The organism is Sinomicrobium endophyticum (assembly GCF_052983315.1).
Window position 1 is genome coordinate 15,570 of record NZ_JBRKIS010000021.1, and the last position, 23,876, is coordinate 39,445.

Consider the following 23,876-nt stretch of genomic DNA (forward strand, 5'->3'; position numbering starts at 1 on the left):
GTTTATCCGGTTTAAGTTTTAAATAAAATTTCGTTTTTGACTGCCTTCAAAATTATTTTCATTGAAAATACGGGGTTAATCCTTTACCATCCGGGATTTTGTACCATCTCAGGAGTCTGAATAAGCTGGTCATTGGGTATCGGAAACAATTCATGTTTTCCATCCTCAAAAGGTTTTCCGTGCGCCCTCATTACTTCCCCTGCCTGCCCCGTACGGATCAGGTCAAACCAGCGATCGTGCTCCATGGCCAGTTCCAGGCGTCTTTCTTTCCAGATAAGTTCTCTTAATTCTGCCTGGTCTGTTGCAGATATTTCTCCCAATGCAACCCTCTGACGAACCTCGTTAAGTGGTGTCAGGGCATCGGAAGACTGTCCGAGTTCGTTTAAAGCTTCGGCACGGATAAGAAGAACTTCTGCAAATCTGATGACCCGTATATTTTTATCCGTATCATTATTACCTGCATTTGCACTGGAGTAAGCTTTTTCATTATACCTGGGATTTTGTACAGCCTCGTCTACTTCTCTGCCGTCCCACAATGTTTCTCCGGGAAATATAATCGTGGCATCTCTCCGGATGGCATCCCCTTCTTCATTAAAAGCATTCAACAAATCTTCGGACGGTGTATTAAATCCCCAGCCCCAGCCACTGGGACCGGATGCTCCCTGCGTTTGAGAATACTGCTGTACACCATGTGCTATTATATCTCCTCTGGCCTGTATTTCAAAAACGGATTCTCTGCCATTTTCCGTCGAGGCTCTCCATACAGTGGCATAATCTTCTTCCAAGCCATATTCTCCGGAATTAATAACATTTTGTGCCATATCTGCGGATTCCTGCCATTTCTCCTGATATAGATATACTTTAGCAAGCAAAGATTGGGCAGCACCCTGTGTTGCTCTTCCCAAATCCGAAGATGAATATTCGCTTTTCAGAGGTAAAACTTCAATAGCCTCCAGTAAATCCTGCTCTATAAAAGCGTAAGCTTCTTCTACCGGCACCCTTTCTATGAGGTCAATATGTTGTAATGGTATATCTCCGAAAGAACGTACCAGCCAAAAATAATTAAGGGCTCTTAAAAACTTACATTCGCCGATAAGACGTGCTCTCAGATTCTCGTTTGTCATTTCGAATTCTTCGGTATATTCAATGGCCAGGCTTGCTCTTCCGATAGTTTTATACCACTTTGTCCACATACTTCTTATAGAAGGGGTCGAAGCTGTATGCTCCAATCCGTCCAAAAGATGCTTATCTGTTCCTGTATCCGTAGGAGAGCTCCCTTTGTCGGCATTATCCGAAATGATCTCCGTAATTCCCAGATAGGAAAATGCATAATCCCAGTCGGTATGCATTCCGTATACACCGGTGACAAACTGTACCGGTTCAAATATTTCCCCGCTTTCTTCTGCAGTGGGATCAACTACTTCCACTTCTTCAACAAAGTCGTCACAACCGACGAACAGAAGAAGAATCATCAAATAACAACCTGACAAATATTTATCTTTGAGATTCATAGTATATATTTTTAATGCTTTGTTACAACTGTAGATTTACTCCGAAAATAAAAGTCCGGGTCGTTGGGTAGGCAGACAGTTCTACTCCTGTAGTCCCCGTAGGATCTCCGTATTCATTATCCGCACTTCGGTTAAGTTCCGGGGTAAATCCGGAATAATTGGTAAACATGAACGGGTTTTGAGCAGTTACATAAAACCTCACCCGGCTAAAGAAGGTCAGATCTTCAAAGGAATATCCCAAAGTAATATTATTAATCCTGAAAAAATCACCGTCCTCCAGCCAGTACGAAGAAGCAATGGCATCCCTGTAAGCGCCGGGATGTGTATTGGTTGACCCTTCTCCTGTCCACCGGTTTTCAAATGTTTCGACGGTTATATTCTCTCCGCCCAGCCTGGTATTTGCCAGTCCGTTATATACTTTATTACCTCCTAAACCAAAACCGTCAATACTAATATCAAACTTCTTATACTGCACTCCTATACTTACACCATAATTGAATGTAGGCATATAAGAGCCAAAGTATTTTTTATCTCTGTCGTCAATTACGCCATCTCCGTTTTGATCTTTATATCTCAAATGTCCGGGAGCAGCACCTCCTATTGAAGGATTATTATCAATTTCTTCCTGGTTCTGCCATACACCATCGGCTTCATACATCCACCAGGCAAATAAGGATTCTCCTTCCTTCAGCCTTTTGGTGATTTGTCCGTTCCCCAGACTCCCGCCTGTGGCACCATCATATCCGGTAGTTACGTTTTCTACCCGGTTCCGGTTGGTAGAAAAGTTAACACTCACATTATAACTGAAGTTCTCATTTATAGCATCCCGCCAGTTAATCAATGCTTCGATCCCTGCATTGGAAACTTCAGCGGCATGAGCCAGGAAATTACCTTCTGCCTGAGAATTTAATGTGTTTTGTACATTGACTATGGCATTGGTGTTTTTCCTGTTGTAATAATCCAGTGTACCGGATAACTTTCTGTCAAAAAGCTCAAAATCAAAACCGGCTTCCCATTCTTCGGTAATCTCCCATTGCAGGGGAACCACCGGACTACCGAAAGAAGCTCCGAGTATCAGGCTTTGTGTAGGCCCGAAAACATAGTTCTGATTTCCACTACCGGAGTTAGTTTCTACTTGCTGGATATTAATAGGTACACTTGCGTTACCCAGTTTACCCCAGCCCGCGAAAAGTTTTAAGTGATTGAGAAATGTGCTTTCTTTTAAAAAATTTTCTTTGGAAATAGTCCACCCCAAACTTACGGCAGGAAAGTTTTCAAAGAAATTATCGCCGGTAACGAAATCACTGGTCCCATCTCTTCGTAATACCGCCCTTACAAAATATTTTTTAGCATAATCATATTCTACCCGTGCAAAATACGATTGTAAATTAGTGGATTGATTGAATTCCTGGTCAATGGTATTATCAAAAAGAGAAGATGTTTTTCTTCCGATGCTCCTTAATCTTTTTTCTTCAAACACGTCATATGCCAGGGCATTTAATTTCTCTCTTCCCCCATAATTTTCCCTGCTCAATCCTGCTGTAGCAGACAAACTATGGTCGTCAAAAGCTTTGGTATAGGTCAGAAACCCTTCTATATTCCATCTGTAATATTCTTCATCGATAACCCGGTACGAGTTATTTGCATATTCAGTGGATATCTGTTCATCATGCAGGTCCGGGTCTCTTCCGGCCTCAAACTGCTCTACCGTCCTTCTGGGATCTGCATTGAGCCATCGCTCTCTTATCGGGTTATATGCATTATTCTTAGAATAGAATTTTGTTGCTCCGAATCGTCCTGTTGCGGTCAGGTCTTCTGTGATGTCCAATTCCGCTGTAATTTGTCCCTGCAACGTGGTGGTGTTAATGTCCTGATCCTGATAATACACATCCGCCACCGGATTACCATGCGGATACAGTCTTCCTACGGATTCTCCCGGACCGGACTCATAAGTGACCATTCCGGTAGTTTGGTTTACATAAGACTGCCCGAACCTCCCATTGTCGTAATATACAGGCACCAACGGGGATTGGCGATACGCATTATTAAAGGCTCCAAAGGGTTTGGGTGATTCATTGGTATAGGTTATATTGATATTCTGGGTAACTCTGAATTTATCGTCAAACAGATGGTAAGTGTTATTATTTCTTATTGTTCCCCTGTTGTATTTATTGTCTTTCAATATACCCTCTTCCTGGTAAAAATTATAACTGAAAAAATAATCTATCGCTTCTCCTGCTCCGGAAATGGAAAAACTATTACTGTTGATGCTACCTAATTGTAATAATTCGTCATACCAATCCGTATTGAATCGCTGATTATCCTGTAATAAAAATCCATCCAGCGACGTACTTTCTTCATTGAAATAAGTTACGTACTGATCGGCATCAGCCATGTCTACCCTGTTCAATGTACTCTTGATACCGTAAAAGGAATCCGCATTAATGACCGTTTTTCCTTTTTTACCTTTTTTAGTGGTTATCAGAATAACTCCGTTAGCTGCACGGATACCATAAATATTTGCATAGGAAGCTCCTTTAAGAAAATCAATGGATTCTATGTCTGACGGGTTAATACTTCGTATATCCTGTGTAGGTTGTCCGTCTACCACATAAAAAGGTGCTCTCCCTCCTTCTGCCGTTCCGAGACCACGAACCATTACCGTAGGTGTAGAACCCGGGGCATCACTCGATATTATGTTCACCCCCGCTACCTTACCCTGTATGGATTGTACGGCGGTAAGTGCAGGCTGTTTAACAATATCTTCAGCTTTTATGGATGCTACCGCTCCGGTGATATCCCCTTTTTTCTGCGTACCATATCCCACAACTATTACTTCGTCCAGTTCGGAAGTATCTTCCTGTAGTGTAATGGTAAGTGTATCGTCATCTCCAACGGTTATTTGCCGGGACTGAAACCCTACATAGGTTACCTGTAACACCTCCCCGGAAGAAGCTTCGACACTAAAATTCCCGTCGAAATCGGATACCGCATACCTGTTGGTGCCTTCCACTAAAATATTGGCACCTGGCAACGGTTGATTATCGGCATCGATAACTTTACCGCTTATCGTTTCCTGCGCATAAACTCCTGCAGGAAATATGGCTATAAAACATATAAGCCAAAACAATTTTACCTTCATAATAAAAGATTTGATTTAGTCGAAGATAAAATTAGAGACTCCCGGAGTTTTTAATTGTAGTAGTAGGGCTACATCAAATGACTAAATAATAGAATCCAATACAAAATACTAATAACCAACACATTACAAGCACACCAAAATTACCTGATTCCTAAAATTTTAACATATTGATGTAGGGATGATGAGTTGTTTTATATCAAATTTAAGGGTTGTTTATTATTAAAAAACTAAACAACAAACAGAAATTTTACCAAATCCTGATCTTTTTCCAGTTCGAGTTTTTTACGAAGGCGATACCGGTGTATCTCCACTCCCCTGGAAGTAATCCCCATTAAGGGTGCTATTTCTTTGGATGTGAGATTCATTTTCAGGTAACCGCACAGTTTCATGTCTTTGGAAGTTAATTTCGGATAGCGCTGTACCAGTCTCTTAAAAAAGTCGTCGTGCAGTTCGTTAAAATTCGTTTCGAAAACCTGCCAGTCTTCCTGGTTGTGTATGGCTTCTGTAGTTCTGGCAATAAGGCTTTTCACCCGGTATTCGTTGACATTATCTTTTCGTATACGCCGCAATTCGTTCTGGATCTCCAGAAGAAGCTCATTTTTTTTACTGATCATCAGGGTAGAGTTCATCAGTTCTTTCCTTTTCAATTTCACTTCCTTTTCCAGGTTTTGCCGTTCCAGAAGTTCCATTTTTCTCTGGCTTTCCCGGTACATCCGCCTGGTGAGTTTACGCTGATGATCTTTAATAAGCCTTTTGTTCCACAGGAAAAACAGGTATATTATGGCAAAAAACAACAGAAGATATATAACCTTCATGGCCGGGGACAAATACCAGGGAGGATGTATGCGAAAATTATAATGGAGTGTAACCGGGCTGTTCATATCAAAAGACACGGGCGAAACATCTAGCCTGTAATCTCCGTATGCCAGGTTTTGTAATGTTATCGCCCCGTTCCCTACCCTGCCTTCCTGGGTAAGAGGTCCGGTTAAACGATATTGAAAATCCTGGCCGAAATGGTTGGGATAATATACGGAAAAGCGAATGTTTCCGGCATTGCGAAAAGCTATTCCCGGATTCCGGGAAAAAGCATAGAGAGAATCTCCTGTTTCCACATGGTCTATCCGCACCTTGTCCGTTACGGTTAGTGGCTGATTGTGCCATTGCCTGTATTTGTGAAAATTGAATTCGGCAAAACCGTCGTTCAGGGTAAAATAATAAAGGGAGTCGTTCCGCTTCACCACTTTTTCAAACAGAGGGGTCAGCCTCCTCCCCAGTTCCCGCTGTACAATAACCGTATCTTTCACCAGGTCGGTATAGATCACCCCGTTCTTTCCGGTATCCGTAAACCAGAAATGCCCTCCGTCCTGGTAGAGCAATTTTTTGTCCTTGTATTTTTCAAAAGGAATAAATGCTTCCAGAGTTTTTTTAACCGGATTATAGGAGTACCATTCTCCTGCATTATACAAAGCTATATCGTTCCCCACCCGGAACACCTGCGTTCTCAGGCTCTTTAATTCACCCTGGTCAAACTCACGGACAGCTATTACCTTCTTGTAGTCATCACCAAACCGGATACGAAAAAAACCTTTGTACGGATGCGATGCCCATACGGTATGTCGATTTTCAAAAACAATATTGTCTATCGGAAAATTTATATCTTCTACCCGGCTCACTTCCCAACCTTCCTTGCCATAGACATATACCACCAGCCCCACATAAGTGCATTGTATGAAAGTATTCTCCTTGCCTGGCACGCTGCGTATAGCGTAGCCCCCGGAAAAATCAGAGATCCGGTCAAATGTATTATTGCTTATATCATAAGTGCCCGAATTATGGCCGCAAAGCAATCTGCCGTTAACCACTTCCAGGTCCCATACATGCCCCTGGGAGTTTTCCAGGAAAACCATTTTATCTCCTTTGAAATAATATACCCCGGTATTGCTTCCCATATAAACAGTGTTGTTATAGAAAGCAATATCGTAGACGGTACCCAGTTCCCCGGTATCATCTTTAAAAAAGGAAAATTCCGAATTTACTTTGACTACGTCTACCCCATTGTCCAGCGCCAGCCAGAGTTTATCTCCGCGGACATCAACCCCCAGCACCGTATTATTCTGCAGTCCCAGGTGCCTGTTGATGTACTGGCTCGTCCGGGTAGTCCTGTTATAAATAATAACACCGTTCTTTATGGTACCGAAAGCAATGCGGTTTTCCCCCACAATGCAGATCTTATTGAGTTCATATGCGGAAAGCATCTCATTTATGGCCTGGTCCCATCGCTGGAGTTTATGATACTCGAAATCATAACTGAAGCACCCGGCAGATTTCGTTCCAATTATAAGTTTATCCCCGTCTGCAACAATATCGGCTACGGGATTACCTATGTTTTCGGTTTCAGGCAGTGGTATCAGTCCGTCTTTTTCCGTATAGCGATGTACCCTGCCGGTATTCTCCCCCAATATGAGGGATTCCCCGTATGGCATTACCTTCGTTATTATAAAACCGGGATTCAGTACGGTTATCTTTTCCCCGTTATAGATATACACCGTAGCAAAGGAACGGAATACAATATTTTCTCCCCACCTGGTAATTTCCCAGAATTCTTCGTTCCGGAATTCATGGGCCACATCTACCTGCGAGGTTAACGAAACATATTCAAACTCTCCGAGTTCGTTTTTCTCCCAGTATCCGAACTCTTCATACGATCCGGTATACACTCTGTCTCCGTCCTGGTATACCGATCGTATAATGGTATTATTAGGCAATGTGTATAACTTCCAGTATTGTCCGTTAAAAACGAGCAATCCCTGGTGATTTGCCACAAAAGTGAGGCCGTTGTCATCGGTAGTTATATCCCAGTTCTGGTTAGCCGCATAATAATCATTCACGGAAAAATTACTTACCGGCAGAACAGCCTGCTGCGCGTAAAAAAGCCGGACACCCGTAAGGAAACAAATAAAAAAAAGGAAATATGGTGTAACACGTCGCCCCATGTTTAGTCTATATAATTAATAACTACATTTTCCGGAAACGGACAATGCGGTTAGAAACAGCCTGAAAATCTGAACTGTAACTTAAAACAGGTATGAAATCCGGAAAATAATGGAAATTAAATTAAACCTTTTGTAACATTTAACGTCAATAATACGTATAACCAACTGCATAAGCAATTATACACATAAAAAAATCAAGGAGAAGATTAGATGAGACAGCTTAAAATTACGAAGCAGGTAACCAACAGGGAAACTGCTTCCCTGGATAAGTATCTTCAGGAGATAGGGAAAGTTGACTTAATTACTGCAGATGAAGAGGTAGAACTGGCACAGCGAATCAAAGCCGGGGACCAACGTGCCCTGGAAAAGTTGACAAAAGCTAACTTGCGTTTCGTGGTTTCCGTAGCAAAGCAGTACCAAAATCAGGGGTTGACCCTTCCCGATCTTATTAACGAAGGTAATCTGGGACTCATTAAAGCCGCGCAGCGTTTTGACGAAACGCGTGGTTTTAAATTTATTTCGTACGCAGTTTGGTGGATTCGCCAGTCTATATTACAGGCATTAGCGGAGCAGTCGCGTATTGTGCGTTTGCCCCTGAACAAGATCGGATCTATAAACAAGATCAATAAGACCTATGCATTCCTCGAGCAGGCACACGAACGTGTTCCTTCTGCCGAAGAAATTGCCAAGGAACTGGACATGACCGTAAATGACGTTAAGGAATCTATGAAGAATTCCGGGCGCCACGTTTCTATGGATGCCCCTCTTGTAGAAGGTGAAGATTCCAACCTGTATGACGTTTTGCGTAGCGGAGAGTCCCCTAACCCGGACAAAGATCTCCTGCACGAATCGCTTCGTACAGAAATAGAAAGAGCACTGGAAACCCTTACACCAAGGGAAGCGGATGTAATCCGCCTGTATTTCGGACTGGGAGATCAGCACCCGATGACCCTGGAAGAAATAGGAGAAACCTTTGACCTGACCCGCGAACGTGTTCGCCAGATCAAAGAAAAGGCTATCCGAAGGTTGAAACATACCTCACGCAGTAAAATATTAAAAACCTATCTGGGGTAACCCGATAGAGCCGCACAGCTGTGCGGCTCAACGAGAAGGTAACAACAGTTTATCATAACTGTTCGTTTTTTGATTGATGGATGAACTCCGGCTGATTACCGGAGTTTTTTCTTTATAACCATTCCTCCCCAAAGTCAAAGATTTCTCCTATTTTTGCTTCGACAAAAGACAACACGTAACAATGGATCAAAAACTCATAGCCCCTTCCGTTCTGGCAGCCGACTTTGCCAATCTGCAACGCGATATTGAAATGGTTAATAAAAGTGAGGCCGACTGGTTTCATATCGATATCATGGACGGGGTATTCGTGCCAAACATATCCTTCGGTATGCCTGTACTCGAAGCCATAAAAAAGCACGCTAAAAAAACAATAGATGTGCACCTGATGATCGTAGACCCGGACCGGTACATCAAAACTTTTGCCGCACTGGGCGCCGATAATCTTACCGTACATTACGAAGCTTGTACCCACCTCCACCGTACCCTGCAGGCCATTAAAGCAGAAGGTATGATGGCAGGCGTAGCCCTGAACCCGCATACCCCTGTTATCCTGCTGGAAGATATAATCAATGATATCGATATGGTATGTATTATGAGTGTCAATCCGGGATTCGGAGGACAGTCGTTTATCCAAAATACCTATAAAAAGGTTTCGGAACTGAAGGAGATCATCCGGAAAAACAATGCAACAACCAAAATAGAAATAGACGGTGGCGTTACTTCCGAAAATGCAAAACAACTCATAGATGCCGGTGCGGACGTGCTGGTTGCAGGAAGTTTTGTATTCAAAAGTGAAACACCCCTCCAAACTATAAAAGAATTGAAAGAACTGGCCAATAGTTAAACCGGTCCGGAACATATAATTACAAGACTTACAGGATATATCCGTTTTGCACAGATATATCCTGTTTTTTTTGACTAAAACAAAATTTGTAGGATAAATATATTAAGGTTAAGAGAAAATACCTTCGTCTTCAAATTTATGCCGTCTGTTGCTAAAATCATGTTATACGTATAAATAATTTCTTACTTTTTTACAAAAACACTAATTTCAATAGTGTTTAATAAAGCGAAAAACAATTTTTGAATTCGCGGTCCTTTTACTCAACCAACTGTTTTATTGACCCAAATCTTTGAAACCATGAAAACTTTATCTTACATGCGGCTGAAAGCCATTATTCTTCCTGCTGTGCTATTGATTGTCACTTCCTGCGCACAGAACGGCATGGAAACCGATTCGGAATTGGTAAACCCGAGAGCCGAACTGTCCACGGCAGTGGTATGGCGCCAGGCCAATCTCACCAATTTCGAATCCTACCCGGACCCGGGAAGCGACGAATGTATTTTATACAACGGCTGTCAATGGGCCGGCCAGTTTGCCTTTGTTTCGGGGGTTATGCCCGAAAGCTGGGTAGCGTCGCACAATATAATCGCCCTGCATTCCCGGGATGCTTATGAATACAAGTTGAAAACCCTCCGCATAAGACAGGGAGACCGGCAAATAGATGCTGTCGTATACGACTTCTGTTCGGATACCGACTGCAATGGCTGTTGTACGACCAATGCCGATCAAAATGGTATTGGCTTTCTGATTGATATAGAAAAATACGCCATGCAGCGTTTCGGATCCGGGTCCGGGATCGTAGAATGGACCTGCCTGGATTGTGATTAAGCTTTCCATCGGTAAACATTCCAATACCGGAAATACGATATTACCATCCTTTTTTTGACAAAGAGGCCCTTTTTAAGCCCGTCTTTTTCACCGGAGACGGGCTTTTGTAATATAAAAAATACCGGTATGTTATCCATTTCTTATTGGAATTTCCTGGGTTTTATTAAAAACCAATGCATCATCACTACATCAGTTTGTTAAAACATATTCATCATCAACTCTTCCAAAACCACATAAACACTTCAGAATAAACCCTTTAAAATGACACATACAAAATAGAACGGACTCTGTCCCGCATCAAACCTTATATCTCCACCCTTATTTTTAATTTTATACCTGTTAACCGGAAAGCAAATGCTATGCATACCAAAACGTTATTTTTACTTTTCTGTATAATTATCAGCTTTTCTTCCTGTAAGAATAAAAAGGAGGAAAAAAAGACTCCCGAGACCAAAAGACCCAATATTATTTTTATCATGGCCGATGACCACGCGCAACAGGCCATTAGCGCTTATGGTCATCCCATAGGGCAGATAGCCCCTACCCCCAATATTGACCGGATCGCACGAAACGGGGCTATTTTCCGCAATAATTTTTGTACCAATTCCATTTGTGGCCCCAGTCGTGCAGTAATACTTACCGGGAAACACAGCCATAAAAACGGTTTCCGTAAGAACGGGGAAAAATTTGACGGAAACCAGCCTACCCTTCCGAAATACCTGAAAAAAGAAGGATACCAAACTGCTATGATCGGCAAATGGCATTTATACGGTGCTCCGACCGGGTTTGATTACTGGGATATACTCAATGACCAGGGAAACTACTACAACCCGGAATTCATCCACGGGCAGGATACTGTAGTTACACCAGGTTACGCCACAGACCTCATCACGGATAAAACTATTTCCTGGTTGCAAAAAAACGCAAAAGAAGACCGGCCTTTCTTTGTAATGATGCATCACAAGGCGCCTCACCGCAACTGGATGCCCGCGCTTCGCCATGCCGCTATGTACGATTCCGTAAAATTTCCGTTGCCGGACAATTATTTTTCCGGACACGAAGGACAACTTGCCGCACAGCAACAGTTAATGACGGTTTACAAGGACATGTACGAAGGACATGACCTTAAAATGAGTGTTGCCGAAGGAAGTACCGAACTGGCCAGTAACCCCTGGACCACAGATTTTGACCGTATGTCTCCCGAACAACGTAAAACCTGGGACAGTATTTACCTGCCGAAAAACGATGCCATGCACCGGGCTAACCTAACCGGAAAAGCTATGGCCGAATGGAAAGCACAACGTTACTTACAGGATTATATGGCTACCATAGCCTCGGTAGACGAAAGTGTAGGGCGTGTGCTGGATTACCTGGGGGAAAACGACCTGGAGGAAAATACCATTGTTATCTATACTTCCGACCAGGGATTCTATCTCGGGGAACACGGCTGGTTCGACAAACGTTTTATGTATGAGGAATCCCTGCGTATGCCATTGCTCATGCAATATCCAGGGCATATATCCGAAAGAACGGATATCCGCGCCCTAACCCAGAATCTCGACTTTGCTTCTACTCTGCTCGATTTTGCAGGAGCCCCCATACCGGAGGATCTTCAGGGGAAATCTTTCCGTCCTTTTCTAGAAGACAGTGCCGATCAAGAAGATTTCCGGAATGCCATTTACTATCATTATTATGGTTATCCGGACTTTCACATGGTAAAAAAACATTACGGTGTACGCACAAAACGCTACAAGCTCATGCATTTTTATGACGATATTGACACCTGGGAAATGTACGACCTGGAAACCGATCCGGGGGAAAACAAAAATATCTATGACAACACGAGATATCGTAATATCCGGGAACAATTAAAGACAACTATCGACTCCCTGCAAAAAGTTTACGGTATTACGGAAGAAGAGTTTGAACATGCGGGCAAAAAGCAGGTAGAAAAAGCCTATAAGTTCTTTAACGACATCCGCGGAGAACCAATGGAATAGATAAGACCTATCGTTAAACAGGAGATTCGAACCCCGGGAAGTATGTTTTTTTGGTATCTTTATAGCTTCCAAAAAACAATCAGATGTATGCCATTGTCGATGTGGAAACCACCGGTCTGGGTGGTGATGCCAACAGGATTACCGAAATAGCCATTGCTATACACGATGGCAATACGCTGGTGGAAGAATTCCACAGTCTTGTCAATCCCGAAGTTCCGATCTCTCCATACGTAACCGGGTTAACGGGAATTGACAACGACATGGTTATGGATGCTCCTGTCTTTTCGGATATTTCCGAAACCGTATTACAACTCACACAGGACAGGATATTCGTAGCGCATAATGTAGGTTTTGACTACAATGTCATCCGTAAGGAATTCCAAAGAAACGGCGGGGAATTCCGAAGGAAAAAACTGTGTACCGTACGCCTGTCCAGACAAATATTCCCCGGACTGAAATCGTACAGCCTGGGAAAATTGTGCAGTCATCTGAGCATACCAATACAGGACAGGCACCGCGCCAAGGGAGATACGGATGCCACGGTGATCCTTTTTGAGAAATTGCTTCAAAACGATACGCAGGGTATCTTTACCAAACAGTTAAATCCGCGTTCGGGAGAAATAACACTTCCCCCCTTACTCCCGAAAAATGTAGTTGACAAACTGCCCGAAACACCCGGGATATATTATTTTATGGATGAAAGGGATACCATTATCTATGTGGGAAAGGCCATTAATATCAGAAAAAGGGTCCTGGGTCATTTTTACGATAAAACATCCAAAGAAATAGCCCTGGCCAGGGAAACCGCGCATATCGATTGTGAGGAGACCGGAAGCGAACTACTCGCCCTTATCCGGGAATCCACACAGATCAAACAGCACTTCCCGAAATTCAACACCGCCCAGAAAAAACCGGTAAAAGGCTACGGTATTATGGCATATACAGACCGCCGGGGCATACTCCATCTCGGTTATAACCAGCTTAAACTGGTCCCGGCACCGCTCAAGGTTTTTTATACGGTTACGGAATGTCTTTCTTTCCTGGAACAGGTATGTGAGAAATACGACCTTTGTCCGAAGTTTACCCAATTACAGACCAATGTCCCGCACTGTTCCCATTACAAACTAAAAAATTGCAGGGGTATATGCCGGGGAGAGGAAAAACCGGAAATCTATAATGAACGTGTTGAACAGGCGATGCGAAACATCAAAGACCTGCAGGAAAATTTTCTCATTGTGGAAAAAGGCAGGACTCCGGATGAAAAAGCCCTGATTGAGGTACGAAACGGAAATTATGCCGGGTACGGATTTATACCCGAAGAAGAACGTATTGAACATTATGAAAATTTCCGGGACTTTATTATTCCTCAAAAGTACAACGGGGATATTCAGCAGATCATTACCGCTTATCTTACCCGGAATGCGAAAAATAACATCATATCTGCCCTGGATCTTTCCGAATGCGGAAACTTGTAAAATAACTTTCCGGGAGGCCTTCATGCCAAACTTAAAAAACAGCCTGCCGGATAAGTATCTTCAAAAGGGAGTGAAAAATACGGCACATATCTATTGGTATAAGACATTCGTTACACACCCGCTTTATTCGGGGGAATAATACATCTATTCCGGGGAGTATTATAATCCGAAAAGGGCATTATTGTACAAATTCTATTGCCGGGAAGGAAAGGTATGCGCTAAAACCGATTTATTTTTTAATGTATTCTTCTTCTTCGTCTGTTTAAAATAGAAAAATAATTTCTACATTTAACTAACATAATTTTAACCAAACCAGACAAATATGAAAAAACTTATTGACTATCGTTCCCTGAACACCGATGTCGCAACATTATTCCTCCGACTTATTTTCGGGGGATTGTTTATCCGTTACGGCGGTATGAAACTGATGTCTTATGATGATGTGCTGCCCATGTTTGAAGATTTTATAGGTATTGGCTCGGAATTGTCCCTGATCCTCGTGATTTTTGCAGAATTCTTCTGTGGTATCCTGGTCACTATAGGGTTATTTACGCGATTTGCTGTAATTCCGATCTTTATTACCATGTGTGTAGCCTTTTTTATTGCTCACGCAGCCGACCCCTTTGATTCAAAGGCAATCGCCTTTATTTTTCTGCTTCTAAGTGTCGTGATCTTTATTCTTGGCGGAGGAAAATATTCGGTAGACCGGACACTTTCCGGATATAATTAATATTTATGCACAGGATCGTTGTACTGCGATCCTGTGTTTTTTTTAAAGTTCCATATCGTAACGTTGCTCCACCAAAGACTTGCCAAAAGATTCGGAAGGGACCTCTTCGCTAAGCCGGAAACCAAACCTTTTGTAAAGGGCTATTGCTGTTTCCTGCTCTTTTGTGGTCCAGAGATATGCCCCCGGACATTTGATTTCCTTCATATACGCTATAAAAGATTGCATGAGCTTTTTTCCTAATCCTAGTCCGCGGTATTCCGGTAACAGAATAAAGTAACGCAGTTGTACCGCATGATCGCGATACACCCCGGAGAGAAAACCTACCATCTTATTTCCGTCCTCACATATCCACACCCGGTCCTTGGACGAATCATATTCCCGTAAAAATACTGCCAGTCCCTCCAGTACATAGCTTTCGAATCCGCGGCCGTAGCCACATTCTTTATTATATATTTTACCGTGCAGACAGGCTACATAGCCCAGGTCTCCCGGAAGCAGGTCAGTCCTTATCTCAATATTTGTCTGATTTACGGGATTTTGCATGATCCGTATTACTTTTTAGGCGTTAATATTCGTGTTATATCTCTCATATGTTCTGCTAACCGTTTTTTTTCCTTTTGAGTCAGTGGTTCCAGCAATCCTATAATCTGTTTGTTGGAAGCCTTGTTCAACCCGGTAAATTCCGTTCTCCCCTTTTTCGTAAGGAATAACAGATAAGCACGCCCGTCCTCTCCGGATTTCTCCCTGGTGATCAACTCTTGCTTTTCCAGTTTTTTCAGAATACGGCTCAGGTAACTTTTATCTATGTGCATCATATCCATGATCTCCGAAGCCTGTATTCCCTGTTGATGGAAAATTTCATACACCACCCGGATTTCCGCCAGAGAATACGGACTGTCCAGAAAATTGCGGTCCAGCAGGCCGATGATATCCGTATAGAAACGGTTAAATGCCCGTATTTCATCCACTAAGGCCTGTTCCATATTACCTTGTTTAAAACAATAGCAAATTAGAAATTATAGTTGACTTTGTCAACTATAAACGTATATTATTATTTTCTCTGCTCCCATTCTCTGAAAAAGTCCCTAACTTTGGTAATCATCAAGAAAAATTACCGACATGACCTTACCTTCAAGACATATTAGCATATCGGTTAAAAAACCGGCGAACCTGGTTTATGACTTTGTTTCCGATCCTGCCAACCTGCCAAAATGGGCCGCCGGGCTGAGCGGATCGATCCGGAAAGAAGGCGACACATGGATCGCAGAGTCTCCTATGGGTACTGTAAAGGTGGCTTTTGTTCCTCATAATGATCTTGGCGTACTGGACCACAACGTCACCCTTCCTTCCGGAGAAACCGTATGTAACCCTATGCGGGCATTTTCTAATGCCGACGGCTGTGAAGTGGTGTTTACCTTATTCCAATTACCGGGAATGACGGAAAAACAGTATGTACAGGATGCAAAGCTTGTGGAAATGGACCTTTTACAACTCAAAGAGATTGTAGAAAACATACAGGAATGATCATTCTGCATCTCCCGATATAAAAAATAAATCTTTCATACTTTTGGTTCCGTATTCCGGAAATCCGGTAAAAATGTATCCCGGTTTAAAGGAAAAATCTGAAAAAGATGTATATTGTTTTTCTTTTAGAAACGTATTCCACAATCCAGAAAAAACGATAAGATGCAACACGTATCCAGAATTGAAATGGCTATCGCACAAATAGATGCGGAAAATGCTAAAGACCCTAATGCAGAGATTATCGGCGGCGTGGAGTTTCCTAAAGAGCTCCTTTATTCCAGGCGCATGACCGAAAAACTGCTGGATTATTACCCTGATGCCTCCGGAGAACTTCAAATAGCGGCCAGGGCACAGCATATATGCCGATGGAAAATAAACAGGGATGCGTATGCTATGGACAGGATAGGATATCTGAAATGGCGGGAAGCCCTGAAAAAGTTTCACGCCGAAAAAACTACGGAAATATTAAAAGACCTCGACTTTACGGATAACTTCACCGAACGGGTTGCAGCGCTCATACGTAAAAAGCAACTCAAAAAGGATGAGGAAAGCCAGGTATTGGAAGATGTGGTATGCCTGGTTTTCCTGCAGTATTATTTCCAGGATTTTGCCGCAAAACATCCCGAGGACAAAGTTGTGGATATCGTGCGGAAAACCTGGACAAAAATGTCCCTGCCCGGGCAGGAGGCCGCACTGGAACTCAAATTATCCCCGGAAGTACTATCACTGATAAATAAAGCCTTACAACCCGGATAAAAGGAGATGTTTTAATCGTGTCGCTCCCCACCTGTTACCTTAAAAATATGCAGCAGGTGCGGAAATACCGCATCCATGGATTCCGCCGCCCCGTTGGTAGACCCCGGTAATGCCAGTACAAGACAATTTCCGGCCATTCCGGCCACGCTGCGGGACAACATGGCATATGGCATGCGTTGCTGCCCGTAACTGCGGATAGCCTCTTCCACGCCGGGTATCCGGCGATCCAGGAGAGAAGACAAAGCTTCCGGGGTAACATCTCTTCCGGAAAGTCCCGTTCCGCCGGTGAAGATGAGTAAATCGTTGTTCTTCGTGTGTTCACGTACTTTGTTTTCAATAATATCCGCTTCATCCGGAATAATATCGTATGCCGTAACCTGCACTCCAAACCCGTCCAGTTTGTCTATGATCACTTTTCCGGCCCGGTCTTCCTTTTTCCCGGCGGATATGGTATCGGAACAGACCACGACAGCTGCCTGTAAGGGCGTGGAAAACGTATTCATAAAAGAAGATTTCCCTCCTTTTTTATGCAACAGTTTAATGTGTTTGATCTCTATTTCCTTATCTATGGGTTTCAGCATATCGTACATCGTAAGGGCCACTACGGATGCTCCGTGCATGGCCTCTACCTCAACCCCGGTTTTGTACACGGTCTTCACTGTAAAAACAATACGTATTTTCAGTTCTTCGATCTCGTAATCCACCGCAGTGTATTCAATGGGCAAGGGATGGCAATCCGGGATAACCAGGCTGGTATTTTTCACGGCAAAAAGGCCCGCGGTCTTCGCCATTTCCAAAACATTTCCTTTAGGCACCAGGTCATTCCGGATAGCGTCTATCGTTTCTTTTTTCCCCACCTGCACTTCCGCCTGTGCCGTAGCTACACGCAGTGTTGTTATTTTATGTGTTATATCTACCATAACCTGTTTTTATCTGTCCATACAATTGCTGTCAAAATACAAAAATAAAAAGGTTCTGTCCTCTATCCCGTAAAATTTAACCCGATAAGAATCCGGGCAGACTTTTACCGGAAATATACATACTTTATCTCTTTTACGGGAAATGCCGATGAAATTTCCACAGCAGATTCAAAAAAATCTCAAACAGACATACTAATATTGTTCATTTTGCGTATATATTAGCGTATGCAAAAGATCAAATCCAAATGGTTACGACGGGCCCTGTGGGGAATTGGCGGGCTTATACTGGCTTTTTTACTATTTTACTGGAGTATTTACTTCGGGCTTTGGGGACATATTCCGAACAGGGAGGAACTGAAAGAAATCGTACAGACCGAAGCATCGGAAGTGTACGGACAGGAGGATGAGCTCATCGGGAAATACTATATGTTCGACAGGCAGTCCATCCCTTACGGGGATATTCCCGAAAACCTGATAGACGCCCTGATCGCCACGGAAGATTTTCGCTTTCATGATCACAGCGGTATCGATTACCGCAGTTTTTTCCGGGTGTTCTTCAAAAGCATCCTGCTCCGTGACGATTCTTCGGGAGGAGGCAGTACCATTACACAACAACTGGCAAAAAATCTTTATAAAAGGAAAAACTACGGCAGACTCGGCATTGCGGTAAACAAATTGCGTGAAATGATCATCGCCAGGCGTATAGAAAAAGTATATGACAAAAAAGAAATCCTGGCTTTATACCTCAATACCGTACCTTTTAGCGATAATACTTACGGTATAGAGAGCGCTTCCTATAAATTCTTCGGAAAAAGAGCCAGGTTGCTTTCCGTAAATGAAGCGGCAACCATGGTAGGTATGCTCAAAGCCAATTATTACTACAACCCGAGGTTATTTCCGGAAAAGAGCATGGAACGCCGCAACACGGTGTTGCACCAGATGGTCAGACATGATTACCTGGAAGAGGATGTTTATGACAGCCTGAAAACAATTCCGACCGAACTGCATTATACTGCGTATTCTCATGACGAAGGCATTGCCCCTTATTTCCGGGAACAGGTAAAAAAAGAAGTGGAAACCTGGTGCAAGGCAAACCCGGATCCGGAAGGTAAAACGTATGATATATACCGGGACGGCCTTCGGATATTCACTACCCTGGATGCCGGAATGCAGTCGCTGGCCGAAGAAGCCATGAAAGAACACCTCTCCGGGTTACAGCAACAATTTGAAAAAAGTTACGGCAAAAGGGCTCCCTGGATCACAAATGCCAAAATAACGGAGGAAGCCATAAAAAGATCGCAGCCTTACCTTTCCCTGAAGCAGAAAGGCTGGAATGAAGAAAAAATCATGGACTCCCTGAATAAACCCAGAAAGATCGAGCTCTTCGAGTGGGAAGAAAATACCATTGCAGACCGAAGTACCATAGACAGTATATTGCATTATCTGAAGTTCCTCAATACGGGGATGATTAGCATTGACCCGCATACGGGGGCCATACGCTCCTGGGTTGGCGGTATCAACTACAAATATTTCAAATACGACCATGTAAGGCAGAGCAAAAGACAGGTAGGATCTACTTTCAAACCGATCGTTTATACTACGGCACTTGAAAACGGCCTGTATCCCTGTACGTATTTCTCTCCCAAGAAAGTAGTGTATGAAGAGTATGACGGATGGAGTCCGTCCAATGCCACGGATAAGGAGGGAGAAGAATTTATAAACTACTCTCTCCAATACGCCCTTAGCCGTTCCATAAATACCGTAGCGGTAAAGGTGCTGGATTATGCAGGTATTCCGAATACCATTGCTATGGCCAAAAAAATGGGTATTGTATCTCCTTTACCCCAGGTACCTTCACTGGCACTGGGAACAGCAGGTATCAGTGTCGAAGAAATGGCAGGAGCCTATGCGGCATATGTTAACAAAAGCAGACCGGTAAAACCGTTTTTCATAACCCGTATAGAAGATAATGAGGGTAACGTACTGGTGGAATTTGAGCCGGAACAAACAACTAAACCCGCATTTTCCGAACACACCAGGCAGGTCATGCTGGAAATAATGAAAGCCACGATAAACGAGGGTACAGCATCCAGAATACGATATTCCTATAAACTGCAAAATGCCATTGCCGGAAAAACCGGTACCACGCAATCCAACAAGGATGGCTGGTTTGTGGGCATTACCCCAAATCTCGTTACCGTAACCTGGGTAGGGGCAGACGATCACCGGATCGGGTTTCGCAGTACAAGTATGGGACAGGGAGCTAACTCCGCACTACCCGTTTTTGCCAAATTCATGCAAAAAATGAGCCGGGACACTATTTACAACAACTATACTGCCGCCCGGTTCCCACCTACATCGGCTTCTGTCCTCGAAGAACTGAATTGTGAAAATATACGCGAAGATACTTTCTTAGAAAAAATCTTCGGAAATCCGGATGAAGTACGCAAAAAGGAGATCCGGGAAAACAGGAAAAAAACAAAAGAAGACAAAAAGAAGAAAAAAGAAGGGTTCTTTAAGCGACTTTTCGGGGGAAAGAAAAGGAATAAGGACTAAATGAGTCGATCTGTGATTGGCAGTAATGGGAATTTATCCTGAAAATACTATCTTAGTCCGGCTAGTACGTAGTTCAAAAAAATGGCATTACAGGATATCATTACCCAACTCTGGGTGAAAGCCGCCGGAAAAAAAATCAACCCGGAAACACACCGGTGGCTTATTGGCCCTGTCGGCGGAGACAAGGTCATTAAAGATCAGTTCATTCAGGAACTGGCAAAGCGGGAAGGCCTTGAAATTTCCAGGAATGATCCACATGCAGGTTTACTTCTGAATATTGAAGAAATAGGTGTTTCTCTCTCTGAAAGACCTTTCTTAAATAAACAAATTATTCATTTTTATGAAAATACTGCCGATTATGATTTCGAAATCTGGTCGGAATGGAAATATATTTTCCGTCCTTTCGGCAAACTATTATCCCTGCTTTTCAGTAAACGATTGCAACAATTGAATTTACCATTGAACCCAATGGATTCTTCGCAGGGGTTTCGAAGTGAGATCATAAAGCTTTATAACCCCGGTAACAGACAAATAAAATGGACCGTTTGGTACCGGACTCTAAAACAAACTCATGATGTAGTTTACTCCGGTGTGTACACTACCTGTCAGAACCCAAACTTCAAACTGCCTTTGCTGAAGGTCGTGTTTCCATTGCCCAACGGTAACGCAACGGTAATAATGACGAAAACAATAGAAGAGGACGGTTCTCTTCTACTTTCTTCTAATGGTAAAAAATTCGGGGACAACGGATTTTATTTTACACTCACGGATAAAAAAGGAAGATATTACGCGAAATTCGTCCGGTCCATGCACGAATGGATACGCGTATATGTAGATAGTGAAGGCATTTTACGTGCAGACCATCATCTTAATTTCTATGGTCTCCGTTTTTTAAACCTCCATTACAAAATGACCGGAAGGTTATAACTTCACCACTTCCCCATCCACCACAGCATAAACCGGTTTACCATCTTTAGCCAGAAAAAAATAGCCCGGTCTTCCTATAAGCAGACCTTCGGAAAGATTTTCTTTTTCTTCCAGAAGCAACAGGGGAATATCTGTTTTTTCATCTTTTTCGGAAGAGCCTGTCCGAACCGCGGCATATCCTTTTCGAAGCAGGGATATAGCTTCATCGGGACGGATAGCACGGGCCGAAGAATATGTTTTTTCGTAGACCTTACCGGGCATCCAGGTATAACCGGACGCATCCAGTTCCTCATAACCGTAAAATACCGAAAGGTCCCCCAGATCGGTGATACGGGGAGTTGTCTCTCCCTTACGAATATTGATATCCGTCAGGAAACGCTCCCCGTTCCTCCCTATCACTTCCACATTACGGATAAGAAGGTCCGTCAGTTTCGAATCGTTGTCCGGAATCCGGAAATAGTCTTCGGTATGGTATTGTGTATAATCTCCTGATGCTATTTCCGAAAGGGCATGAAGGATAACCGAAAAATTCAGTTGCCGTATAAATTGTTTTTCCGGATCATCCGGGTATCCCCCGGATTCTATGAGAATGGTGCTGGTTCCCCACTTCTGGAAATTATCTCCAAACGCCCGGGGTTCAAAAGTATCATCGTATTTCCCGACACCTCCGGGAATGTATTCCTGTAAAAGCCGGTTCATTCCCACAATGACCTGCATGGCACGTTTCCGGACATCGTTTATTTCCCTGTCCCGGTTATAAGCGGGTGCAAGGACAGAAATTGTTGCGGGTTCGGAAGTTCCGGAGACGTTGTAATATATACTCTGGTCATGCAGATTGAAGCCGAAATCCGGTTCTACTGCGGCCCTTGCTTCTCCCAGGATAACAGATTCCGGTGCAGCGGCTCTCACGGCATCCCGGTTAAGATCAAAATCGTAGCTGTTCCTTCGACGGAATTTTTCGGCCCCGTCCGGGTTGAGCATCGGAATGAAATAAAGCGCGGTGTTTTCCAGTATGTGGTTCCGAAGCTCGTCAAAACCGTCATTGCTGCCTTCCAGAAAATTAAAAATATCGAACAGCGCCATGGTTGCCGTACTTTCGTTACCGTGCATTTGCGACCACAGCATTACCTTTGTCTTTCCACTTCCGCAACGTAACTGATAGATACTTCTCCCCTCCACAGATGCGCCGAGTTTACGAACGGAAAAAAGACCGTTCCCATCCCGTTTACGTATCAGGGGTTCAATATCACTGTGTGTGAATCTCCGTTCCGTAATACTCTTTTCCCGGAAAGTATCAAAGGCTTTATCCAAAACCTGCTTACCTGCAATCTTACCTTCCTGACCGGTGCAATACCAGCTAACGAGTACAAACAGCAGGGATACGGATCTTTTCATAGCTTATGGTTTGGGTCCGGAATAATATCCGGGGCATTATAGAGACCCTCTGAAACTCTCCTTTCATCAGGCTATCGTAAAGGCCTTTTGATATATCTCTTCATAGAGGGGAACGATATTTTCTATATCGAACTTAGCCGCTTCTTTCCTGGCATTTTTCTTAAATGTTTCCAGTTTTTCCTCATCGGTAAGCAATTTGATGGCATTCCGTGCCATATCTTCCACATCACCAACTTCGCTGAGAAAACCGGTTACCCCGTTTTTGTTTACTTCCGGGATTCCTCCGGTATTGCTGGATATTACCGGAACACCATTGGCCATGGCTTCAAGCGCAACCAACCCGAAACTTTCGGTTTCGGAAGGGAGCAGGAACAGGTCGGAAAAACAGAGAATACGGTCAATTTCGTTACTGTTACCAAGATACAAAGCTTTTTCTGCGATTCCCAATTCCTCACACAGTAATTCGGCGCCTTCTTTTTCCGGCCCCTCACCTATCATCAATAACTTGGCCGGTATCTTTTTCTGTATTTCGTAAAATACCTTTATTACATCCTGAATGCGTTTCACCTTTCTGAAGTTACTGATATGGGTTATTATTTTTTCGCCCTCATTGGCCATCATACTCCGCCTGCAATCCTCGAATTTCTTTTTGTACTTGCTCATGTCTATAAAGTTCGGAACCACATGGATGTCGTTCTTTACTTCAAACAATCGTAATGTATCTTCCCGGAGACTTTGAGATACGGAAGTCACCACATCGGATTTATTGATACTGAAAGTCACCGCCGGTTTGTAAAACGGATGGCTTCCTACCAGGGTTATATCCGTACCGTGCAGTGTGGTTACCATAGGTATGGAGATCCCTTCTTGTGCGAGCATCTGTTTGGCCATATACCCGGCATAGGCATGTGGTATGGCATAGTGCACGTGAAGAAGTTCTATTTTGTGCAGTTTTACCATATCCACCAGCTTACTGGAAAGAGCCAGCTCATAAGGCTGATAGTGAAAGAGCGGGTATTTGGGTACATGCACTTCATGGAAGTGAATATTACTGTTCAGTAAAGCCAGTCGTACAGGTTGTTTGTACGTAATAAAATGAACTTCGTGCCCCCTGTTGGCCAGGGCAATCCCCAGTTCGGTGGCAACAACCCCGCTTCCGCCGAAAGTCGGGTAACATACTATAGCTATTTTCATGTGTGTC

General features: G+C 43.3%; 18 protein-coding genes. 10 read left to right on the top strand and 8 right to left on the bottom strand.

Annotation, left to right across the window (positions count from 1 at the left end):
- Window positions 1-83: 83 nt before the first annotated feature.
- The 3 genes from ACVBDU_RS06770 to ACVBDU_RS06780 all read right to left on the bottom strand — a co-directional run bounded on the left by ACVBDU_RS06770 (window position 84) and on the right by ACVBDU_RS06780 (window position 7,646).
- Complete coding sequence (locus ACVBDU_RS06770; RefSeq protein WP_447179006.1) at window positions 84-1,511, bottom strand: RagB/SusD family nutrient uptake outer membrane protein; 1,428 nt, start codon at window positions 1,509-1,511, stop codon at window positions 84-86.
- A 22-nt stretch (window positions 1,512-1,533) separates the two neighbouring features.
- On the bottom strand, window positions 1,534-4,653 hold the full coding sequence (locus ACVBDU_RS06775) for a SusC/RagA family TonB-linked outer membrane protein (protein ID WP_447179007.1): 3,120 nt from the start codon (window positions 4,651-4,653) through the stop codon (window positions 1,534-1,536).
- A gap of 227 nt (window positions 4,654-4,880) precedes the next feature.
- A complete protein-coding gene (locus ACVBDU_RS06780) occupies window positions 4,881-7,646 on the bottom strand; it encodes a helix-turn-helix and ligand-binding sensor domain-containing protein (RefSeq protein ID WP_447179008.1) in 2,766 nt (921 codons plus the stop codon).
- Between the two features lie 210 nt (window positions 7,647-7,856).
- Here ACVBDU_RS06780 and ACVBDU_RS06785 point away from each other — a divergent pair, with 210 nt between their 5' ends.
- From ACVBDU_RS06785 to ACVBDU_RS06810, 6 genes are all read left to right on the top strand, one after another.
- Window positions 7,857-8,720, top strand: a complete 864-nt coding sequence (locus tag ACVBDU_RS06785; RefSeq protein WP_072317189.1) for a sigma-70 family RNA polymerase sigma factor — start codon at window positions 7,857-7,859, stop codon at window positions 8,718-8,720.
- Between the two features lie 181 nt (window positions 8,721-8,901).
- The gene (gene rpe / locus ACVBDU_RS06790) at window positions 8,902-9,564 is read left to right on the top strand and encodes a ribulose-phosphate 3-epimerase (protein WP_447179009.1); all 663 of its coding nucleotides are present in this window, start codon (window positions 8,902-8,904) and stop codon (window positions 9,562-9,564) included.
- A gap of 297 nt (window positions 9,565-9,861) precedes the next feature.
- Window positions 9,862-10,392, top strand: a complete 531-nt coding sequence (locus tag ACVBDU_RS06795) for a hypothetical protein (protein WP_447179010.1) — start codon at window positions 9,862-9,864, stop codon at window positions 10,390-10,392.
- Between the two features lie 359 nt (window positions 10,393-10,751).
- Window positions 10,752-12,392: a sulfatase family protein gene (locus ACVBDU_RS06800; protein ID WP_447179011.1), complete on the top strand. Its 1,641-nt coding sequence runs from the start codon at window positions 10,752-10,754 to the stop codon at window positions 12,390-12,392.
- Window positions 12,393-12,475: 83 nt separating this feature from the next.
- Window positions 12,476-13,867, top strand: a complete 1,392-nt coding sequence (locus tag ACVBDU_RS06805) for an exonuclease domain-containing protein (RefSeq protein WP_447179012.1) — start codon at window positions 12,476-12,478, stop codon at window positions 13,865-13,867.
- A gap of 322 nt (window positions 13,868-14,189) precedes the next feature.
- A complete protein-coding gene (locus ACVBDU_RS06810; RefSeq protein WP_447179013.1) occupies window positions 14,190-14,597 on the top strand; it encodes a DoxX family protein in 408 nt (135 codons plus the stop codon).
- Between the two features lie 42 nt (window positions 14,598-14,639).
- Here ACVBDU_RS06810 and ACVBDU_RS06815 read toward each other — a convergent pair whose 3' ends face one another.
- Together ACVBDU_RS06815 and ACVBDU_RS06820 are read right to left on the bottom strand one after the other, a co-directional pair.
- Window positions 14,640-15,140, bottom strand: a complete 501-nt coding sequence (locus ACVBDU_RS06815; RefSeq protein ID WP_447179014.1) for a GNAT family N-acetyltransferase — start codon at window positions 15,138-15,140, stop codon at window positions 14,640-14,642.
- Window positions 15,141-15,148: 8 nt separating this feature from the next.
- Window positions 15,149-15,580 carry a MarR family winged helix-turn-helix transcriptional regulator gene (locus ACVBDU_RS06820; protein ID WP_447179015.1) on the bottom strand — a complete coding sequence of 144 codons (432 nt, stop codon included), beginning with the start codon at window positions 15,578-15,580 and terminating at the stop codon, window positions 15,149-15,151.
- Between the two features lie 136 nt (window positions 15,581-15,716).
- Between ACVBDU_RS06820 and ACVBDU_RS06825 the strand changes: the two genes are divergently transcribed.
- Both ACVBDU_RS06825 and ACVBDU_RS06830 read left to right on the top strand, forming a co-directional pair.
- Window positions 15,717-16,121: a hypothetical protein gene (locus ACVBDU_RS06825; RefSeq protein ID WP_447179016.1), complete on the top strand. Its 405-nt coding sequence runs from the start codon at window positions 15,717-15,719 to the stop codon at window positions 16,119-16,121.
- Between the two features lie 162 nt (window positions 16,122-16,283).
- Entirely contained in the window at window positions 16,284-16,877 is a 594-nt protein-coding gene (locus tag ACVBDU_RS06830) for a DUF4202 domain-containing protein (protein ID WP_447179017.1), read from the top strand.
- An 11-nt stretch (window positions 16,878-16,888) separates the two neighbouring features.
- Here the strand turns inward: ACVBDU_RS06830 and moaCB are convergent, their stop codons facing one another.
- Window positions 16,889-17,797 carry a bifunctional molybdenum cofactor biosynthesis protein MoaC/MoaB gene (gene moaCB / locus ACVBDU_RS06835; RefSeq protein ID WP_447179018.1) on the bottom strand — a complete coding sequence of 303 codons (909 nt, stop codon included), beginning with the start codon at window positions 17,795-17,797 and terminating at the stop codon, window positions 16,889-16,891.
- 225 nt (window positions 17,798-18,022) lie between these two features.
- On the opposite strand from moaCB, the gene ACVBDU_RS06840 reads away from it, so the two are divergent.
- Entirely contained in the window at window positions 18,023-20,353 is a 2,331-nt protein-coding gene (locus ACVBDU_RS06840; RefSeq protein ID WP_447179019.1) for a transglycosylase domain-containing protein, read from the top strand.
- 81 nt (window positions 20,354-20,434) lie between these two features.
- Complete coding sequence (locus ACVBDU_RS06845; RefSeq protein WP_447179020.1) at window positions 20,435-21,280, top strand: hypothetical protein; 846 nt, start codon at window positions 20,435-20,437, stop codon at window positions 21,278-21,280.
- Here ACVBDU_RS06845 and ACVBDU_RS06850 read toward each other — a convergent pair.
- Both ACVBDU_RS06850 and bshA read right to left on the bottom strand, forming a co-directional pair.
- Window positions 21,275-22,675, bottom strand: a complete 1,401-nt coding sequence (locus tag ACVBDU_RS06850; RefSeq protein WP_447179021.1) for a M14 family zinc carboxypeptidase — start codon at window positions 22,673-22,675, stop codon at window positions 21,275-21,277. The genes ACVBDU_RS06845 and ACVBDU_RS06850 overlap by 6 nt on opposite strands.
- A 66-nt stretch (window positions 22,676-22,741) precedes the next feature.
- Window positions 22,742-23,869, bottom strand: coding sequence for an N-acetyl-alpha-D-glucosaminyl L-malate synthase BshA (gene bshA, locus ACVBDU_RS06855; protein WP_447179022.1), 1,128 nt, complete (start codon window positions 23,867-23,869; stop codon window positions 22,742-22,744).
- Window positions 23,870-23,876 lie beyond the last annotated feature (7 nt).

Excerpts from the sequence above, each read along its gene's own strand:
- ACVBDU_RS06785 (WP_072317189.1), top strand. The coding sequence starts at position 7,857 with ATGAGACAGCTTAAAATTACGAAGCAGGTAACCAACAGGGAAACTGCT.
- ACVBDU_RS06845 (WP_447179020.1), top strand. The coding sequence starts at position 20,435 with ATGGCATTACAGGATATCATTACCCAACTCTGGGTGAAAGCCGCCGGA.
- moaCB (WP_447179018.1), bottom strand. The coding sequence starts at position 17,797 with ATGGTAGATATAACACATAAAATAACAACACTGCGTGTAGCTACGGCA.
- ACVBDU_RS06775 (WP_447179007.1), bottom strand. The coding sequence starts at position 4,653 with ATGAAGGTAAAATTGTTTTGGCTTATATGTTTTATAGCCATATTTCCT.
- ACVBDU_RS06825 (WP_447179016.1), top strand. The coding sequence starts at position 15,717 with ATGACCTTACCTTCAAGACATATTAGCATATCGGTTAAAAAACCGGCG.
- ACVBDU_RS06770 (WP_447179006.1), bottom strand. The coding sequence starts at position 1,511 with ATGAATCTCAAAGATAAATATTTGTCAGGTTGTTATTTGATGATTCTT.
- ACVBDU_RS06850 (WP_447179021.1), bottom strand. The coding sequence starts at position 22,675 with ATGAAAAGATCCGTATCCCTGCTGTTTGTACTCGTTAGCTGGTATTGC.
- ACVBDU_RS06800 (WP_447179011.1), top strand. The coding sequence starts at position 10,752 with ATGCATACCAAAACGTTATTTTTACTTTTCTGTATAATTATCAGCTTT.
- ACVBDU_RS06810 (WP_447179013.1), top strand. The coding sequence starts at position 14,190 with ATGAAAAAACTTATTGACTATCGTTCCCTGAACACCGATGTCGCAACA.
- ACVBDU_RS06840 (WP_447179019.1), top strand. The coding sequence starts at position 18,023 with ATGCAAAAGATCAAATCCAAATGGTTACGACGGGCCCTGTGGGGAATT.
- ACVBDU_RS06815 (WP_447179014.1), bottom strand. The coding sequence starts at position 15,140 with ATGCAAAATCCCGTAAATCAGACAAATATTGAGATAAGGACTGACCTG.
- ACVBDU_RS06780 (WP_447179008.1), bottom strand. The coding sequence starts at position 7,646 with ATGGGGCGACGTGTTACACCATATTTCCTTTTTTTTATTTGTTTCCTT.
- ACVBDU_RS06830 (WP_447179017.1), top strand. The coding sequence starts at position 16,284 with ATGCAACACGTATCCAGAATTGAAATGGCTATCGCACAAATAGATGCG.
- bshA (WP_447179022.1), bottom strand. The coding sequence starts at position 23,869 with ATGAAAATAGCTATAGTATGTTACCCGACTTTCGGCGGAAGCGGGGTT.
- ACVBDU_RS06805 (WP_447179012.1), top strand. The coding sequence starts at position 12,476 with ATGTATGCCATTGTCGATGTGGAAACCACCGGTCTGGGTGGTGATGCC.
- ACVBDU_RS06820 (WP_447179015.1), bottom strand. The coding sequence starts at position 15,580 with ATGGAACAGGCCTTAGTGGATGAAATACGGGCATTTAACCGTTTCTAT.
- ACVBDU_RS06795 (WP_447179010.1), top strand. The coding sequence starts at position 9,862 with ATGAAAACTTTATCTTACATGCGGCTGAAAGCCATTATTCTTCCTGCT.
- rpe (WP_447179009.1), top strand. The coding sequence starts at position 8,902 with ATGGATCAAAAACTCATAGCCCCTTCCGTTCTGGCAGCCGACTTTGCC.